Raw genomic sequence first — 19685 nt, forward strand, 5'->3', positions numbered from 1 at the left:
TAAAGGAGGTTTCTTGAGCGACTTTTTACAATTATTATAGATGTGCCATCAAACCATTTGTTTCAAACTAGAATAAAATCGTGAAAATTTTATAATAAACATGAAACTAAGCGAAAACATAGAGAAAGAAGGATTATTATGTTAAAGATTGTAGCAAAGCATTATGTACTTGCAGATAAAGTAGAGGAAGTATTAGCACTTGCAAAAGAATTGGTAGATGCAACTGTTAAAGAAGAAGGTTGTATAAGCTATGCAATGTACCAGGATACAAAGGACAGTTCAATACTTACAATGATAGAAGAATGGGAAAGTGCAGAAGCCTTAAAAAAACATGGTCAGTCAGAACATTTTACAACAATAGTACCTAAAATGGCTCCATTAATGGCAAAGCCAGCTGAAATGAATGTATACAAAAAAGTAATTTAATATTAAAACATTCATTTTAAAGAGTATTTTAAACTATAGTTTAAAGACATACTTTTATACTTAGAAGAAAATTTGAATATTTAAATTTTATTACTAAGGTATACAAGAGTAATATCCTACAGCTAAAAATGAATCAATTCAATTTTATATTATTAAAATTAGGATTGATTCATTTTTTACTATAAATAATTCTATAACGAGAAGTAAAGCTTTATACTCTATAATGAAAAGCTTTTACTTTTAGGTTAGAAAGTATGTTATAGTAGTAAAATATGTGGTTTTAATGATTGTAATGATTTTATATGAGACTAATTAAAAGATTAGCTAGTACTTAAACATTTTTGGAAAGTATATAAATTCAATAAAAAGAGGTGAGAGTTATAGTGCCAACTAGTGAATTAAATAATAGGTTAAACACATCATCAGTAATTAAGACAAGCTTAAAAACAAAAACTGTTTACCATTTAAGCTTACTTTGCATCAATATGACTTCCATAATATTAGGAATAATATATTATATAAATTACAGTTCTAATACACTTTGGAATATCTACGGAGTCATCATAATTGTTGCATTATTATTAAATATATTATCAACTTATATAAGTGACAACGGAAGCACTTCAAATTATATTTATCTAATATTGAACGTATTATTTATGGCTATCATACCAATTCAAAATACCAGTGCTTCAGCGGACCTTAACAATGAGAAGGCTATAAGTCTTGTTTCAGCAATTATGCTATTTTCTCTATTTGTATATGGCTTCATAGGTAATTGTTTTAAACTAGTAAAGCTTAGAGATAGAAAGAAAAATTCTAGTAATAGACAAAAATCTAGCATTAGAAAGAGTAATAATGTAGGTAAGGCTGTAGCTATAATTATAGTTACCTTGCTTTTTATGTCAGGAATATTTGTTGTTGTTACACTGCTTACTAAGGGTAAAAAGAGTATGGCAGAAGTTTTTATTCCAGAGTATTCAGTTTTTTACGGATTTATATTTTTAGGGTTATCAGCAATTGCATATAATTTAATGTCTTCATATAAAACCAGGATAATTAAATATGTATTCCCTGTAGCAGGATTAATTATCTATGTAATATGCTTGTTACCACTAATATCAATACCAACTCTTATAAAAGAAGCTGATAAAAGCTACGCGGTAGCTTTTGGTGCAGAAGATAGAGCCAAAGTAGAAAAACAGTATAAGGATGTATTTAGAAACACTGCTTTTTCACTACCTGATTACTTCTTTGGAACACCTTCTAAAAAGTACGATGTAAAAGAAAATGTATTATTTTATGAAGGAAAAGATGGAGTAGATAAAGGAGTCAAGCTGTATTTTGATGCATATACTCCAGCTTCCAAGGATGATAACCTTCCAGGAAAAAATTCTGTACTCATAAGAATACATGGTGGCGGTTGGACCATTGGTGATAAGGGGCAGGAAAATTATGCTGAGGTCAATAAATACTTTGCCAGCCAAGGCTATATAGTTTTTGATGTGCAGTATGGACTAAGTAATAAAGAAAAGTTTGTAAAGTATGCAAAGGTACCGGAAAATGTGGTAGGTGACTTTAATATAGATGATATGATGAGACATCTAGGGATATTTACAAAGTACTTAGCTAAAAATAAGGATCTTTTTAGTGCCAATTTAAATTCTGTATTTATTTCTGGTGGGTCTGCAGGAGGACAGTTAGCAAATGCACTTGCCTTAGGTATAACTAGTGGAAAGTACTCAGACTTACTTGATTCAAGCATAAAGGTGAAAGGCTTGATACCTTTCTATCCAGCCAATGGTTTATCAAAGAATTTAGGCATAGGTGGTCAAAATGATTTTGTTGATCCTAAATATTTGGTTACACCAGACAGCCCTCCAGTTTTAATGTATCAAGGAAACCATGATGGTATAGTAAATCCTGATATTGCTGAGTTATTTAAGGAAACTTATATAAAGAATCAAAATAATAAAATAGATTTGATGTACATGCCGTATGGTACTCATGGTAGTGATGAATATTTTTCAAGCTACTACAATCAAGTTTTTATGTATTATATGGAAAGATTTATGGCTCAATATAGATAAGATAAAAAAGCACACTGGCCTTCAGTGTGCTTTTTTGTCCGTGTCTTTCTTAACAAATACAAGCAAAGGCTGCGAGGATGATAGAAAACCTGTTTTCATCAAACTTTAATAAAAATATTTTCTTTGTCCATAGGAAATTAATAACTATAATAGAAATATATATTAGGAACCGAAAGCCATTATCCTAAGGCTAAAATATTTATATTGTTGATATAAATTTATAAATAAGGCTATGTTTAATAGTGTACTTTAACAGAGCCATAAATAAAAACTATGTGAGGTTTAATATATGTACAAGGTAATGATTATAGAAGATGATGAAAAGCTATGCGCTATTGTAAAAGAGCACATGGAGAGGTATGGATATATTACTTATGAAGTTAAGGATTTTAACAGAATTGAGAAGGAGATTGAAGATATAAAGCCTGATATTTTAATACTTGATATAAATTTGCCATACTATGATGGTTTCTATATATGTAGGGCAGTAAGGAAAAAATATAATATTCCAATCATAATAACTTCAGCAAGAAGTGATACTATGGATCAAGTTTTGGCTATAGAACTAGGTGCAGATGACTATATAATAAAGCCTATGAACTTAGAACTACTTATGGTGAAGGTAAAGGCTGCCTTAAGGAGAGCATATGGTGAGTATTCAAGTAACAGTAGTATAGAGGAGAGTATAGAACTAAAGTTGGATGAAGCTAACTTTCAGCTTAAATATGATGAAAAGTCAACTATTCTAAGTAAGAATGAATACAAGCTTGCCAAGCTTTTCATAGAAAATAAAGATAGAATAATAAGTAGAGAAGAGATATTTGAAGCCCTATGGGATACACAGGATTTTGTTGATGAAAATACACTTACAGTAAACATAACAAGGCTTAGAAATAGATTAGCTGAGCTAGGGATTGACAATATAATAAAGACAAAAAGAGGTGTAGGATATATCTTTGACTATAAGGTATTAGAGGAGTTAAAAGATGTGTAAGCAACTATTTAAAGAATTTATGAAGGATAAGAGCTTATTTCTTTGTTTTTATGTAGCAAATACCTTATGTCTTATCTTATTTTTTAATCTAACAGATAGAAAGACCATAGAGATAGCCTATCCTGTTAGCATTACCTTATTCTTATTGACCATATTGATTATAGTGGAGTGGGTTAAATACTACAACTTTAATTTAAGCTTAGGACAAGTGTTAAGAGAAGAGAATCATAAGCTTATGGTTGGTACTTATGAGCAAAGAAGAGTTGAGTCAGTTATTAATTGGATAAATGAGAACCATAGAAATAATTCAAAAACTTTAAAGGAGAACTATGACAAAAAAGCATGGTTCATAACTCAATGGATACATAAATTGAAAACCCCTATTTCAGTAATTGATTTAATAATACAAAAATACGCTAAGGATTCTGCACTTAACCTTGAGGTCTTAAAAGATATAGAGGTAGAAAATAAAAGTTTATATAGCAGCGTAGAACAAGTTTTAACCTTGTTAAGACTCCAGGAATTTGAAAAAGATTATACAGTAACATCAATAAATCTTCTAGAAGCTTTAAGGCAGATAATAAATCATAGAAAGAGTCAGTTTATATATAATAAAGTTTTCCCAATTCTAGATTGTAAAACTGAAGTGTATGTTTTATCAGATTATAAATGGAATGAGCTTATGCTTTCTCAAATAATATCAAATGCAATAAAGTACTCTGCTAATGGTAAGGACAACAAGAAGCTTTACTTTTCTTTAGAGAGAAATGAGAAACATACAACTTTATCTATTAAAGATGAAGGAATTGGAATTGCAGACTATGACCTAAGAAAGATATTTGAACCTTTCTTCACTGGGGAAAACGGGAGAAAATACAGAAATTCCACTGGAATAGGACTTTATATATGTAAGGAGATATCACAAAAGCTAGGACATGATATTAGAGTTTATTCAAAATTAGGTGAAGGCACAGAAGTAAAAATAACTTACCTTTCAAAAGTGTAAGGTTATTTTAAGCTTGTTAAATGGTTTCAAGTGTTAAACTCAATTAATATTTAGTTAAGAAACCTATGAAAGGAGTATTACTTATGTGTATCTTAAAAGTAAATAACCTATCTAAAATATACGGGGGAGCAAATGGCGAGAGCTCTACAAAGGCTTTAAATAACGTGAATCTAGAGATTGATACTGGGGAGTTTGTAGGTATAATGGGGCCCTCTGGTAGTGGAAAGACTACCTTACTTAATATTGTTAGTGGAATAGATAAAGCAAGCTCAGGTTTTGTGAGTATAGCTGGCAACAAGTTAAGTGACCTGGATAAAAATCAGTTGGCTTTATTTAGGAGAAAGAAGTTAGGGTTTGTGTTTCAGGATTTTAATCTCTTGGACAGCTTAACTACTAGAGAGAATATAATGCTACCTATGATATTAGATAAATGCTCAGAGGATGCTATGAGTAAAAGAGTAGAAGAGCTTATGAACATATTTGAAATAGAAAGCTTAGCTAATAAATACCCATATAATATATCTGGTGGACAAAAGCAGAGAGTGGCTATAGCAAGAGCTATAATAAATAATCCAAGTATAATATTTGGGGACGAGCCCACAGGTAATCTAGATTCCAAGTCTTCAAAGAATGTAATGGAATGTTTTGAAAAGCTTAATAAGGAAAAGAAAAATACTATACTGCTAGTTACTCATGATGTTAGTGCCGCAAGTTACTGCAATAGAGTAATCTTTCTAAAAGATGGAGTTATAAGCTATGAAGCTGTTAAAAAGGGAACTCGAAGAGAATTTTTTAACGAACTTATGAATTATATTGCTGTTTTAGGTGGTGACAGCAATGACTTTTAAAGAGGTAGCTGTTAAAAATTTTAAAGGTTCTTTAAGAAAGTATATGTCCTTTTTTCTTTGCAACAGTGTTTCTATATTATTTCTTTTTATTTACTCTACCTTACTTTTCAACGAGGATCTGAAAAATTCTCCAAAATTATCAGAGGTAATTTCAAAGGTAATGGTAATACCGAATGTGGTACTTATAGTGTTTTGTGTGGTATTTATTAATTACTCCTACTCTATATTTATAAAAGGTAGAAAAAGAGAGTATGGTATATTCATGAATCTAGGTATGTCTATTAGCGATATAAGAAAGCTTATAGTTTTTGAAAATGCTATAATTGCACTCTTATCAATATTCTTAGGCATAATAGCTGGAACCATATTTTCAAGGCTGTTTTTTATGATAATAGCAGCAGTTTTAAAAGTAAAGGATTTGAAGTTTTCTCTTGGGATTAGGCCTTATGTTTTTACCCTTGGAATATATCTAACTGTATTTTCTTTATCTGTGCTGATAACCATAATATCAACCAGAAGTTTTGACATAATAAACTTACTTAAAACATCAAAAATGTCTACAAGGAGCAAAATATCTAAGCCTTATGTTGGAGTTTTAGGATTAGTTATTACCGTTGGGGCCTTGGCTTCACTTATTATATATTTTCATGGAGATGGAGAGACTCTACTTAAATGTACCCTTGCACTTATAATTGGTATATATCTTCTTATGCTTCAAGCAGGTCAATTCATAACATTTTTCATAGGTAGAAATAAAGAAAGATACAATAAAAACATATTATTAATTTCTAACCTAAAATATAAATTTGATCAAACAAATAAGATTTTATTTATAATAACGGTTATGATTATAGTGGTAGTGTTTATAAGTGGATTGTATATGAACCTTATATTATCTGCAGAGCCAAGTGCTGCGAAAATCAATCCATATCATATATCCTTTGTTTTGGAGGAAGGAAAAAATGAAACCAAAGCTGAGGATATAGAGAAAATAATAAAAGATAGCAACAATAAAGTTATTGAGCATAAAACTATTGAATTTATCGAACTAAAAGGAGAACTTATAACATCTCAGAAAGATATTAATAAGGCAGTAAAAAGTAATTTTAACATAAATAAAGGAAGCTACTTAAGACTTCGGCAAGTTGATGATTTAGATGAAAAAGATAAAGCTATGCAATATACTAGTGAGCAGAGATTAAAGCATACTGGAATATTAAGCGAACTTAAGCTAAAGGATATTCAGTTCAAGCTATATTTTAACTCTCCAGGATATATGTTTAATAACCTTATGATTGTGAGTGATGAGGATTATGAAAAAATAAGAGTAGCCTCAGATATAAAGAAAGGAAGAGTTGAGCTCTATAACTTTAAGGACTGGAAAAAAACTCAGGAGTTAGTTTATAATTTAAACAAAGCTTTTAGAGAATATAATAAAAATCTGAAGCTTAGTTTAGAAAATGAAAATTATATACTTACAGCCTCAAGGATAGAAACGTATAATGAAAATAATCAAGGTACTAGGGTATTGTTTTTCCTGATGGCCTTTCTTGAGTTATTCTTTTTAATATGTATCTCTATAGTTATGTCACTAAAAATATTTTCGGATTTAGATAATGATGAAGTACAATATAAAAATCTCTACAAAATAGGAATAATGGAAGCAGAATATCTTAAAATCAAATGTAATGAATTAAAGATATTGTTTTCTACAGCACCAACGTTAGCTATTCCTATAACTGTTATATATTCTTTTGGGTTTTCAAGTGATTCACCTTCAGTAGATAAAATTAAGATTTTTTTATGTGATGCAACAATAGGTATTGTTTTTATAATTTTAGAACTTATATACTATTTTCTCTGTAAGAAGACGTATATGAAGAGAATCAGTGAATGGAGTTAATATATTTAATATGGAGGAATTTATGGAAAAATTATTTTTATCGGAACCAAGCAAAACTTATGAAGAAAGCTTTAAAAAGTATGCCTTATCTTATAAAGAAGCTAAGGAAGACTATTATTTTGAGAAATATGGAAAAGCCTTAGAAAACTTTGATGAATACATGAACAATCAAATTAAGTTTTCAAAAGGTATAGACATACCTAAAGGCTATGTTACTACCTCAACCTTTTGGTTAATATGTGGCCGAGCTGTTGTAGGAGTTGTTAGAATTAGGCATGAAGAGCTTGAAAGTGCTGGACATATAGGTTATGACATAGCACCCTGTTATAGAGAAAAAGGATATGGTTCAGAAATATTAAAACTGGCTATAGAAAAAGCTCATCAAATAGGCATAGTTGAACCTATAGTTACCTGCAATATAGATAATGTAGCCTCAAGAAAGATTATAGAAAAAAATAATGGCAAGCTTTTGGGACAAATTTTTGATGAAGAGGGAAATGAATATTTATTCAAATTTAAGGTGCTATCTTGATAGTTTAATAGTATTTAAATATAAGCAGATGTTATTTGTTCATACTGAAAGCTATATAAACTAAGCTTCCGGTAAAAAAATACATGTTTTTAGTATATAAATATATTTCTTTAAGAAGTCGCTAATTATTATGATTAGCGCTTTTTTACTGTACAAAATATAAAGTTTCTTTATGTTCAATTTCAACTGAGTATTTTAATAGAGGCTAAGATTTTTATTTTCTGGATAGCAAATTTTACATGAAAATTTATAAAAAGCTGCTAACTTTTTACAGGTATAAACGTCATTTATATGAAAGGTATTAATACTTATAATAAGGCTCGCTACAGTACTGTTTAGAAATTGATCATAACTAAAGGTTATCATATTACTAGGAGAAGTTAATGGATAATGAAGAATTTAATAAGATTTTGAAAGAAAAGTTTCTGATATTATATAAATATTTAATAAAGAATGGCTGCAATCATCATGATGCAGAAGACATAATTCAGAACACCTTTATTAAATTAATGGCCAACCTAGAAGGAATTAATGTTAGAAAAATTGATGCTTGGCTATTTAGAGTAGCCATAAATGAGTTTTATGATTTATGTAGAAAAAAATCAAAAAATCCGATACTAGATACTGATGATGAGGCTTTTTTGAACAACATTATGGGCGAAGAAAACTGTGAAGGTTTTGTAATTTCCAAGGAAATAAAAAGACAAATTTCGACGGTGATGGATGGTATTAAACCAGTGTTTAAGAATCTTCTCTTACTGAAATATGATATGGAACTATCATATAAAGAAATAGGTGCTTTGTTGGACATGGAGGATAGTCTTGTGAAGAATTACTTGTTTAGAGCAAGAAAGCAATTTATGAAATTGTGGGAGGAATTAAATTATGAAAGACAATATTGAGAATAAGCTAGATGAGTTGTTTGATAAAAAGAGCAAAAAAAATAGAAAGATTATCTTTGTCGCTAAGGTGAAATCAATTGCTATAACGGTAAGCATAATTTTAGTTATATTATCTCTAATATATGTTGGGATGAGTAGAGTTGTAATAGATAAAGTAATCAATAAAATAGATATAAAATTATTCGATAAGAAAAGCCTAATCGTTAATGATATAGAGAAAGAGTATGAAATAATGCATCCAAATCAATATATAGCGCAAGTTACCTACCTAAAAGGCTTTCTTTCAGGAAATATAAAAATTGATACTTGTAAGGTTATAGAAAAAAATGTAGTTGCCGATGAACCCATAGAGAGGGAGTTCAATTTGAAAGAAATGCTTGGGTCAGAAAATCAGCAATATGTTTCTGCTAATGAATCAGGAAATGGAATAGCAACAATTTCACCAGGTAGCCTTCATGACAAGCTTAAGAATGTAGATTTTTTCAACAGGTTAGGCCAAAGAAAAATGATATTTTTCTATCCCTTTAGTGACTACAAGGATTTGTATAGAAATGATATATCAAAACTAGAACAAGTTGGTGACAAAAAGGTAGCAGAGATGGCGCTGTCTTTCGATAAATATTATAGCATGGAAGAAATTCAAAAAGTCATTCCGACAGGAATAACTGTAACTTGGTATTGGGTAGACGATATTTCTGAGGAAGGGAAGAAAGCTATATTAGCTAGTGATGAAAAAGATACTAAAAGTATAAGAGAAGGCTATAATGGAACAAGAAAAGATGGTCTATTTAGAACAGTTGTTTCAGAAGAAAACGCTATAGGAATAAAGGCTATAGATATGAATGGCTGTAAGATTGATAACCCACAAGATAACTTTGTAAGAAGTATATATAGAAATGATTATAAGGATGAAAACATAAAGGCTTTAAAAAGTAAACTTCAGATTAAGCAAACTAATGACCAAAGTAACGTCTTAAAGTATAACAAACAGAATATAAGAATTGGAGGAGTTGTAGTTACAGGTTCAGTGGAACAGCTTAAAGGATTATCCAAAATTAGCTCAATAAAAGCGAGTACCTTTGGTGTTATATTGGATAAATACTAAGTAAGAATGAGCTTGAAGAAAAAAGTAAGTTAAGGGTACTTTAGTGAAACTTTTTATATATGCATATAGGCAAAATGATATATGTGTATAATTTTATGTAGTTTTTAAAACTATATGTTGACTAATTAATATTACGTGGTACAATATGTATATAGGAAATGTTTCGTAAGCAAAGGAGTATTTTTATGATAAATATACATGTTCTTCAAGAGCTTTATAAGAAAAATAGAAAAGGTGACCTTGGAACAGGAATACAAATAGTCACAGCTGAAGATGGTAATTGGAATGTACTTATAGATTTGTTTAATACTGAATATGAAGGAAAAGATTTTGACCCAGTTGTAATACATAATGATTCAAATAATTGGGTACGCTGTTTTAAAGAAAATCAAATATTTAAAGGCTTTGGTGGAGCTGAAAACCTAGCAGACATACTTGATATATTTAATATGTGGCTCAATGGTAAAGAGGCTCAAGCCTACAACAATTAGTAAGTTTAAATTTTAAGAGGTGATTTATATGGATGTTAAAGAAAAATATAATGTAGTGGCATATGGGGACTCCATTACTCGAGGAGTAGTATATGACAATGAGAGATCAAGATATACCAATATAAAGGATTGCTTTGTCAATCTTGTAAGCACCAGTATTAATGGAACGGTATATAATGCTGGAAGGTTTGGCAACACAATTAAAAGAGGCATAAGCAAGATCTACGGTGATGTGATAAAGAAATCTCCGGATATAGTTCTTATAGAATTTGGAGGTAACGACTGTGATTTTAATTGGAAGGATGTAGCTGAAAAGCCTACCGAAGATCATCAGCCTAATACAGATATTCCAACTTTTAAAGATATACTTTTGAATATGATAGATACTGTAAAAAGTTCTGGTGCAACACCAATATTAATGACTTTGCCACCACTAGATTCTGAGAGATATTTTAATTGGATCACAAGAAATGATAAGAGTTTTCAGGATAATATCCTAAAGTGGTTAGGTACAGAGGATATAATATATAAGTGGCATAGCATGTATAATGAAACTATAAAAGAGGTAGCAGAAAGAACTAAAACTACCTTGATAGATGTAAGATCAGAATTCCTTAAGTATATAGATTATAAAAAGTTTTTATGCATAGACGGAATTCATCCTAACTCAGAAGGTCACACCTTAATTGCAAATACTATACTAACTTTCTTAAGAGAAAAGTATGATTTTGTGCTGCAAGGTACGGTAAATTAAAAAATATAATCTTTCATCCATAAAAATAGCTAATGTCTAAGGGCATTAGCTGTTTTTATTATTTAGGAATAAGTTCTCCTAAAAGTACAATGGAAAATGGTGGCTTTCCGTAGAAATTCATCATGAAGACTAAAACTCCACAAAATATAATGATAAAGAGATTGTCTTTTCGTAGAAAGTTACTTTTTAGATATAGATGCACATAAGTATGTGTAAAAGGCTTTAACAAAATTTTCTCTTTATAAAACTAAAAATATGCTATATTATAATAGTTAGATATCTAATAATATTATATCTAACTATTATTTTTTACTGTATAAGAAAGTGAAAAATAAATTGCTAGCTAAACCTAGTAATATAAAGGGTTCAGAATGGCTATTTAGGGTGAAAAGTAAAAAAATGAATCTTATTGGAGGAAGTAAAATGAATAATGAATTAAGTGATCCCCAGTATAAGGAATTACATAAGGTAATGATTAGATTGTTTAGGCTTCACAGAAAGGTAGCCCACGAGCAATTTAATAAAATTGGATTAAGTGAAGGTCAGCCTAAGGTTTTGCAGTATTTGGTTTCTAATGATGGATGTATTCAGAGAGAGATAGCAAATAACTGTCATATAGAGCCTGCTACAGTTACTAGTCTTTTAGCAAGTATGGAAAAGGCTGAACTTATCTATAGGGTGCAGAATCCAGAAGATAGAAGAATATTAAATGTATTTTTAACGGACAAAGGAAGAGATAAAGAAGAGCAGTTAAAGAAAATCTTTAAAGAGTTAGATAATAAGTGCTTCCGTGGATTTACTGAAGAGGATTTGGTTCAAGCCAAGGATATATTTATTAGACTTACTGACAACCTGCTTGGAAAGGAGAAAGAGTAATGAAAAAGCTTTTGAAATATTTACAAGGAACTGCTATATTTTGGGCTATAGTAGCACCTATAGCTATGTTTGTTGAGGTATCTATGGATCTTACTCAACCTAAGCTTATGGCAGATATAATAGATATAGGAGTGGCAAAAGGAGATCTTTCCTATGTGCTTGCAGTTGGAGGAAAGATGCTTTTAGTAGCATTAATTGGGCTTATAGGTGGAAGTGCATGCTCTATTTTTGCGTCTATGGCTGCTATGAGCATGGGAGAGAAGGTTAGGCAGGGGCTTTTTGATAAAATTCAAAGTTTATCCTTTTTTGAAATAGATAAATTTAAGACATCTTCCCTTATTACTAGACTGACCAATGACGTAACTCAAATTCAAAATATGATGCTTATGGCTCTTAGAATAATGGTACGTTCACCTTTAATGTGTATTGGTGGCATAGTTATGTCTATAGCATTAAGCCCTAAATTATCCTTCATTTTCTTTATCGCGGTTCCTATAGTAGTTGCCTCTGTGTTAGTTATAGTTAAAAAATCTTTTCCGCTATTCTTAGAGGTTCAGCAGAAAATTGATAAGGTAAATATAGTTATGCGTGAAAACATACTGGGAGTACGTGTAATTAAGGCCTTCAATATGGAAGGTAAGCAGGGTGAAAAGTTCGATGAAGCCAATTATGATTTGATGGATAGAAGTATAAAAGCACAAAATATGAATATCATTTTATGGCCTATAGTAACTCTTGTGATGAACGTAAGTGTAATTGCAGTACTTTGGTTTGGAGGAAATCTAGTATTTAAAAAGTCAATGGAAATAGGAAAAATAATGGCCTTTATAAACTATCTTATACAAATAATGAATTCTCTTATGATGGTGATAATGGGAGTTTTAAATTTTTCTCGTGCCTCAGCTTCAGCAGATAGGATAAATGAAGTATTAGAAACACCATCATCCATAAGTGAAAAAGTAGATGCCGTGGAGATTAATAATTTTGATATAGAGTTTAGTAACGTAAGCTTTAAATATAATGTTCATAGTGAGTATGTACTTAAGAATATTAACTTTAAGGTGCTTCAAGGAGAGAAGGTTGGTATCATAGGAGCAACTGGAGCGGGTAAGAGTTCTCTTATAAGTTTAATTCCTAGGCTTTATGATGTTACTGAAGGACAAGTTTCAATAGGTGGAGTAAATGTTAAGAACCTGAAGTTAAAAGACATTAGAGATAAAATAGGTGTTGTGCTACAAGAAAGTACATTGTTTTCAGGAACTATTGAGGAAAATCTAAAGTTTGGTAACGAAGCTGCAGATATTGAAGTTATGGATAGTGTTTCAAAAGATGCTCAAGCTTATGAGTTTATAACCTCTAAAGAAGATGGATATGACAGTTTGGTAGAGCAAAGAGGAAAAAATCTATCTGGTGGACAGAAGCAAAGGCTTTCTATAGCAAGGACATTGATGAAAAATCCTAAGATACTAATTATGGACGACTCTTCTAGTGCTCTTGATATGACTACAGAAGCTAAGCTTCAAGTAGCTATAAATAAAAGGATGAAGGATTGTACAGTACTAATAATAGCTCAGAGAATTTCTGCAGTAATGGATTTAGATAAAATAATCGTTTTAGACAATGGTAGAATTTCAGCAATGGGTAAGCATAAAGAACTTCTAAAAAGCAGTGAAATATATAGAAGTATTGCCATCTCACAGTTAGGAGAGGAGGTATTAAGCAATGTCTAGTCACAAGGAATTAACAGTAGGAAGACCTGGACCAGGTCATATGAATAGATTTAATAAAAAGAAGGAAGAACTTAATGACCCTATGGGGACAGTTAAACGAATATTGAGGTATTTAAGTGATAAGAAAAAGCTAATTATAGTTATATTTTTTCTCTGTTTTATAACTACAGTAATTACAATCATAGGAACAAGACTTAATGGATATACAGTAGATAACTTTATTGATAAAGGCGATATGAAAGGCCTTGGAAAAATATGCATTGTATTAGCCTTTGTATATGTCATAGGCATAATTTCTACTTATATTCAAAATAGATTGATGGTAAGTATAGCTCAAAAAACATCTTCAGATATAAGAAAAGATCTATTTAAAAGTATGCAGAGATTACCTTTGAATTACTTTGATACTCATTCTAGCGGCGATCTTATGAGTAGGCTTACCAACGATGTTGATAATATAAACATGACCTTATCCCAAAATATAACCCAGTTGTTTTCAGGAGTAATTAACATTTTAGGAATGCTAATTGCTATGATAGTTCTTAGTCCTATTCTAACTGTGATTGGAATACTTACTACTCCGTTGATGTTCTTGATGACTAAGATAATAGTAAATAAAACTCAACCTTTTTTTGTAGCGCAGCAAAAAGAACTAGGAAATCTTAATGGGTATATTGAAGAAATGGTATCTGGACAAAAGGCTGTACTACTTTTTTCAAAAGAAGAGCATGTTAAGAATGAATTCTCTAAGATAAACAAAAGACTTACTAAAAGTGCTATCTTTGCTCAAGGGCTGTCCGGAATTATGGGCCCAATAAATAACTTTGTAAACAACTTAACTTATTTAGTAGTAGCAGTAAGTGGCGGATATCTTATACTGCATGGCTTTGATATTTCTGTGGGAATAGTATTTACCTTTATACTTTATATGAGAAATTTTACTAGGCCAATAAATGAGATCCTTAATATATTTAACAGTATCCAATCTGCATTAGCAGGAGCTGAAAGAATTTTTGAGGTTATGGATGAGTCTCCAGAAAAGGACATAGAAGGTGCAAAAGAGGTTGGAATAATAGATGGAGAGGTTAAGCTAAAAGATGTACACTTCTCTTATATTAAAGAAAAACCTATACTTAAGGGTGTTACTTTGCAAGCAAATAGAGGAGAAACTGTGGCAATAGTAGGGCCTACTGGTTCTGGAAAAACTACTATCATAAATCTTTTGAATAAATTCTATGATATAGATAGTGGAGAAATAATAATAGATGGAAAGAATATTCAAGCTATAAAAAGAGAAAGCTTAAGAAAAACTATTTCTATAGTTTTACAAGATACCTTCTTGTTTTCTGATACAGTAAGAGAAAACATAAGGTATGGAAGGATAACTGCTAGTGATGAAGAGGTTGAGGAAGCTGCAAAGATGGCCAATGCTGATTTATTCATAAAACAACTTCCTGATGGTTATGACACTGTTTTAGCTGACAATGGAAGCAACCTTTCGCAAGGTCAAAGACAGCTTCTAGCTATTGCTAGGGCAGTTCTTGCAAACTCCTCTATATTGATCTTAGATGAAGCAACTTCTTCTATTGATACTCGTACAGAAGTTCATATTCAGGAAGCTATGTTGAAACTGATGGAGGGAAAGACAACCTTTGTTATCGCTCATAGATTAAGCACCATTAGAAATGCTGACAAGATAGTAGTTGTAAAGGATGGAGAGATTATTGAAAGTGGACATCATGATGAACTTATAAATAGAGAAGGATTTTATTATAATCTTTACAACAGTCAGTTTAAAACTGGAATGAGCATATAAAGAATTTCTATATAGAGATTAATGGTTGTTTTAGTATTAGCGAATCTATAATTACAATAAGAAAAGTACTTTGAGAGATAAGTATTCTTTTCAGCTGAGGTCAGATTTATACTGTAAGGCAAAGAGTATCCTATATATTACAATTGCAAAATGCTAATTTAAAATGTAATATTAAACTATATAACCTAGCAGTAATGCTACGAAAGGGGGAGATTTGATGGTTTATAATGTAAATTCAGGATCTCAAGTTACTCCGTGCAAAGGCCATAAAACAGAGTCGGCTATGCTTTGTGCGGAGCCTAATTTCATTGAATAGCTGAAGGTATATTACTCTTTAGTAAAAACTATTTATATTTAACTGATTTTAAGCTTGTAATTTAATAAAGAAAGTTTTCTAGCTGATTACACTAAGAAGCTTATTAGTATAACGCAGCTGAAGCATAGACTGACAAAGCTTATTTTGCTAAGGTAGTAACAATTGTACCTTAAATCTTTCAACCTAGGATTACATAGGTTTGTAAGAGACAGATTCAAAAAAATTACATTAGTAATTTTTAATGAAATAGGTTGTGGTGGATAACGCCACTAAAATATTTCCGCAAGGTTTTGATAAGCGATATAGTTACTATGTTTTCTGGGCCTTTGCTTTGACCAATTTTATTTTGGGAGGAGTAAGGTTATGAAATATAGTAAGGCAGATAAGGTATTGCCAATTGAAATAGTAGAAATAATTCAACAATATATAGATGGAGAATATTTATATATACCTAGGAAAGTAGGAAAAGAGAAGTCCTGGGGGGAGAAAAGCGGTACGAGGAATATGCTTGATATGAGAAACAAAGATATATATTCTAAGTATTTAAAGGGAGCTAGTGTTATGCAGCTTGCCAGTGAGTTTTATCTTTCTGATAAGAGTATAAGAAGGATAATATGTGAACAGAAAAAGAAATGCTCAAATTCCATATAGAAATATTTATGAGATTGAGGAATTCATTTTTTATAGATTATAATGGAATTATTATATAGAAAGCATTGTAGATTTACTGAAAATCTACAATGCTTTTTCTTTGGCTATGTTTTAAACATGCAGTTTATAAAATCTTTATTTTAAGTATAATTCATGGGACGGAGGAGAAAAGATGAATTTTAAAAGTTTTTTAGAGCTAAAGGGTGAAAAGATATATTTAAAAAAGTTAGGGATTGAGTACAAAGATGAATATTGGAAGAGTTTTAATGAAGAAGGCGATATAGAGTCTGTAATATTTACAGGAACTCAGCAGATGTTCTGTAAAGAGAATGTAGAAAGATATCTAGAGGATATTTCTACAGATAATAGTCGAGTTGATTTTCTTATGTTTTCCAGAGCATCAGATGAGTTAATTGGAGAGGTCGTAATCAACGACATATATAGAAATAATAGAAGCGCTAGTATCAGAATTGGAATATTCAAGAAAGAGAACTTTAGTAAAGGGTATGGAAGTGAAGCTTTAATATTGGCTCTTAACTATGGATTTGGGATGTTAAATCTACATAGGATTGAACTTGAGGCACTTGAATTTAATGAACGAGCTATTCATGTATATGAGAAAGTAGGATTTAGAAGAGAAGGAATAAAAAGAGATGGTTGGTATTTTAATCATAGGTACTATGACTTAGTTACTCTAAGTATGCTGGAAGAAGATTTTAGAAAGAAATACGTAAATGAAAAAGTAGATTTTAAAGAACTTTTGTAAAATATATTGGCTATGTTAAATTAGCTTGTTGAAATTAAGTGGTTAGTTATCTGATGATTTAATGAGCTTGAGAAAGAAATCACTAATGAAGAATTTATTTTTGATCTTTAAAGCCATTTCATATAAAAAATATTTAATTCTAAATGCTAGAAAGCATAGTAGCAAGTTGAATTTTAGAAGTTACTATTTACTATCCGCATACACTCCTTCATAATAAAATTTATGATATTATATGTTTTTATTTATAATTGAAAAGAATATTATTTATGTATTATAGGAGAAATAAAATGGATGTAAATAAAATAATAGTTTCAATACTTGCAGTGTTTATGGTGATAGGAGCTATAGATAAGATAACAGGAAATAAAAGAGGCTATGGACGAAAATTTGATGAAGGTTTCTTAACTATGGGAAGTTTAGCCATATCAATGATTGGTATTATAGCTTTGGCACCTATAATGGCCAAGCTTCTTAAGCCTATAGTTGTTCCTATATATTCATTTTTAGGAGCTGATCCCTCTATGTTTGCTACTTCTTTGCTAGCCTTAGATATGGGGGGGTATCCTTTAGCAATGGAGCTTGCCAAAACAAGAGAAGCAGGTTTGTTTTCTGGAATACTTTTAGGCTCTATGATGGGAGCTACCATAGTATTTACAATTCCTGTCGCTCTAGGAATTATAGAGAAAGAAGATCATGAAGTTTTTGCGAAAGGTATACTTTCAGGTATAGTGACAATACCTTTAGGTTGTATAGTAGGTGGAATTGCAGCAGGCTTTAAACTAGCTATGATTTTTCACAACTTAGTACCAATAATAACTTTGTCTTTACTTTTAGCCTTTGGCTTGATTTTAATTCCTAAAAAAATGATTAAAGGCTTTGTTGTCTTTGCAAAGGTGATAATGGTACTTGTTACAGTAGGGACTGTTCTAGCTATATTAGAAGCAACTGCAGGGATAACCTTAGTTAAAGGTATGGCATCAATATATGATGGCATAAAAACTGTTGGTTCTATCGCAATAATGCTGGCAGGAGCTTTTCCTATGGTACACTTTTTAAATAAATTGCTTGGTAAAAAGCTAAAAAGTTTAGGAAATATACTAAAAGTAAATGAGACTTCAGTAATTGGACTTATTTCTTCCTTAGCAAACGTGATTCCTACCTTGGGCTTACTGAAAGAAATGGACGAAAGAGGAAAGCTCATAAACATAGCCTTTGCAGTCAGCGCTGCTTCTGTTTTTGGTGGTCAGTTAGGGTTCACAGCTGGTGTGAGTTCGAATATGATATTTCCAATGATTGTAGGTAAACTAACTGCTGGAATTTGTGCAGTGATCTTAGCAATAGCGGTGACAAAAAATCAAAAGAAAACTCGGCATTAGTTTTATAAAAGCCTAGCAAAACCGCATAGAATCTATAAATTCTTAAGTTCTTAAATTGTTATATTGTTAAATTTTGGCCCTGTTAAAGTACCGTGTTGAAATTAAGTGGTCAGTCATCCGATGCTTAGATGAGCTTACGCAAAGAATTAGTATGATTTTGTCATATTCCATGGCTAAAACTGTAAACTCACTACGTTCGAACAGTACAGTTTTACTCTTTATTTAATCATTCACTTTTTATAAGTCCTGTGTATCTTAATCTCAACAATATTATTAAACATAGCCTAAATTTTTAAAAATAAAGTGTGGCAAAATGATTAATTTTTTATCAGAAACGATGCTCCTTTTCGGTTATTCATAGAAATCTCCACAAAATTGAAATAACAAATCAATTTTGTGGAGATTTCTGAATTTTAAAGGAACTTAAATAAGTCTATTATTTCATTCCGTAATTAGTCAGCAGTTTTTAATTCATAAAGATGATTTTAGATTCTTTCATTTTGTATTGTTGAATAAAAAATAGGAGAAAATGCTTATTTGACAGTATAGATGGACAACAAAAGGTATACAAGTATTAATAATAATATTCTTGTTAGAGGTAATATAAAGTATTACTACATGGTAGTCAAATCATAGCCTACAAATACGATAATGAAGGAATATGTACAGAGAAAAAAGTAAATGGAGTAGTGACTAAGTACCATTTAGTAGGTGATAATGTAACCTGCGAAACTAATGGAACAGATAAAATCTACTACAGTAATGACAGTAGTAATGACATAGTTAGCATGAAGCTAAACGGTACAGAGTACTTCTATATCCGAAACGGACAGGGAGATATAATAGGTCTTATTGACGGTAGCGGAACACAAGTAGTAATCTATAGTTATGATACTTTGGGAAAACTAAGATTTTGATTAAGTCTAGTATGTATGTTGATAAGAAGTGATTTAAAAATAAATATGATTTTTAACATAAGTGATAGGGTAGTGTTCTGCTCTATTATTTTTTGTGAAGAAATTTAAGGTTAAATAAAAAACTAATTTTAGGTTGGATTAGAAAACAGAAGTAAAGGAATATTATTATTGAGAATGTCAAGGATT

Annotated in this window: 18 protein-coding genes; all 18 read left to right on the forward strand. The window is 30.7% G+C overall.

What is annotated here, in order from left to right:
- Window positions 1-138 precede the first annotated feature (138 nt).
- The 18 genes from GXK57_RS23515 (at window position 139) to GXK57_RS23600 (ending at window position 19499) form a co-directional block, all read left to right on the forward strand.
- Window positions 139-426, forward strand: a complete 288-nt coding sequence (locus GXK57_RS23515; RefSeq protein ID WP_160680453.1) for a putative quinol monooxygenase — start codon at window positions 139-141, stop codon at window positions 424-426.
- Window positions 427-809: 383 nt separating this feature from the next.
- Window positions 810-2516 carry an alpha/beta hydrolase gene (locus GXK57_RS23520; RefSeq protein WP_160680454.1) on the forward strand — a complete coding sequence of 569 codons (1707 nt, stop codon included), beginning with the start codon at window positions 810-812 and terminating at the stop codon, window positions 2514-2516.
- A 289-nt stretch (window positions 2517-2805) separates the two neighbouring features.
- The gene (locus GXK57_RS23525; protein ID WP_160680455.1) at window positions 2806-3510 is read left to right on the forward strand and encodes a response regulator transcription factor; all 705 of its coding nucleotides are present in this window, start codon (window positions 2806-2808) and stop codon (window positions 3508-3510) included.
- The gene (locus tag GXK57_RS23530) at window positions 3503-4516 is read left to right on the forward strand and encodes a sensor histidine kinase (RefSeq protein ID WP_160680456.1); all 1014 of its coding nucleotides are present in this window, start codon (window positions 3503-3505) and stop codon (window positions 4514-4516) included. Before GXK57_RS23525 ends, GXK57_RS23530 begins: the two co-directional genes overlap by 8 nt.
- Before the next feature lie 83 nt (window positions 4517-4599).
- A complete protein-coding gene (locus tag GXK57_RS23535; protein WP_160680457.1) occupies window positions 4600-5364 on the forward strand; it encodes an ABC transporter ATP-binding protein in 765 nt (254 codons plus the stop codon).
- A complete protein-coding gene (locus tag GXK57_RS23540) occupies window positions 5354-7267 on the forward strand; it encodes an ABC transporter permease (RefSeq protein ID WP_160680458.1) in 1914 nt (637 codons plus the stop codon). Before GXK57_RS23535 ends, GXK57_RS23540 begins: the two co-directional genes overlap by 11 nt.
- Window positions 7268-7289: 22 nt before the next feature.
- Entirely contained in the window at window positions 7290-7799 is a 510-nt protein-coding gene (locus GXK57_RS23545) for a GNAT family N-acetyltransferase (RefSeq protein ID WP_160680459.1), read from the forward strand.
- A 383-nt stretch (window positions 7800-8182) separates the two neighbouring features.
- Entirely contained in the window at window positions 8183-8701 is a 519-nt protein-coding gene (locus GXK57_RS23550) for an RNA polymerase sigma factor (protein WP_160680460.1), read from the forward strand.
- Window positions 8685-9806, forward strand: a complete 1122-nt coding sequence (locus tag GXK57_RS23555) for an anti sigma factor C-terminal domain-containing protein (protein ID WP_160680461.1) — start codon at window positions 8685-8687, stop codon at window positions 9804-9806. The genes GXK57_RS23550 and GXK57_RS23555 overlap by 17 nt, the downstream gene beginning before the upstream one ends.
- 185 nt (window positions 9807-9991) lie before the next feature.
- A complete protein-coding gene (locus GXK57_RS23560) occupies window positions 9992-10297 on the forward strand; it encodes an Imm53 family immunity protein (RefSeq protein ID WP_160680462.1) in 306 nt (101 codons plus the stop codon).
- Between the two features lie 28 nt (window positions 10298-10325).
- Window positions 10326-11051, forward strand: a complete 726-nt coding sequence (locus GXK57_RS23565) for an SGNH/GDSL hydrolase family protein (RefSeq protein WP_160680463.1) — start codon at window positions 10326-10328, stop codon at window positions 11049-11051.
- A 423-nt stretch (window positions 11052-11474) separates the two neighbouring features.
- Window positions 11475-11927 carry a MarR family transcriptional regulator gene (locus GXK57_RS23570; RefSeq protein WP_160680464.1) on the forward strand — a complete coding sequence of 151 codons (453 nt, stop codon included), beginning with the start codon at window positions 11475-11477 and terminating at the stop codon, window positions 11925-11927.
- Complete coding sequence (locus GXK57_RS23575) at window positions 11927-13657, forward strand: ABC transporter ATP-binding protein (protein WP_160680465.1); 1731 nt, start codon at window positions 11927-11929, stop codon at window positions 13655-13657. The genes GXK57_RS23570 and GXK57_RS23575 overlap by 1 nt, the downstream gene beginning before the upstream one ends.
- Entirely contained in the window at window positions 13650-15473 is a 1824-nt protein-coding gene (locus GXK57_RS23580) for an ABC transporter ATP-binding protein (RefSeq protein ID WP_160680466.1), read from the forward strand. The genes GXK57_RS23575 and GXK57_RS23580 overlap by 8 nt, the downstream gene beginning before the upstream one ends.
- A 679-nt stretch (window positions 15474-16152) precedes the next feature.
- Complete coding sequence (locus GXK57_RS23585) at window positions 16153-16440, forward strand: CD3324 family protein (RefSeq protein ID WP_160680467.1); 288 nt, start codon at window positions 16153-16155, stop codon at window positions 16438-16440.
- Between the two features lie 172 nt (window positions 16441-16612).
- Entirely contained in the window at window positions 16613-17206 is a 594-nt protein-coding gene (locus GXK57_RS23590; protein ID WP_160680468.1) for a GNAT family protein, read from the forward strand.
- A 287-nt stretch (window positions 17207-17493) separates the two neighbouring features.
- Window positions 17494-18582 carry an ethanolamine utilization protein EutH gene (gene eutH / locus GXK57_RS23595; protein WP_160680469.1) on the forward strand — a complete coding sequence of 363 codons (1089 nt, stop codon included), beginning with the start codon at window positions 17494-17496 and terminating at the stop codon, window positions 18580-18582.
- A 689-nt stretch (window positions 18583-19271) separates the two neighbouring features.
- A complete protein-coding gene (locus GXK57_RS23600) occupies window positions 19272-19499 on the forward strand; it encodes a hypothetical protein (protein WP_160680470.1) in 228 nt (75 codons plus the stop codon).
- Window positions 19500-19685 lie beyond the last annotated feature (186 nt).

This window comes from Clostridium sp. C8-1-8, from assembly GCF_009928445.1.
Taxonomy (GTDB): domain Bacteria; phylum Bacillota; class Clostridia; order Clostridiales; family Clostridiaceae; genus Clostridium_AR.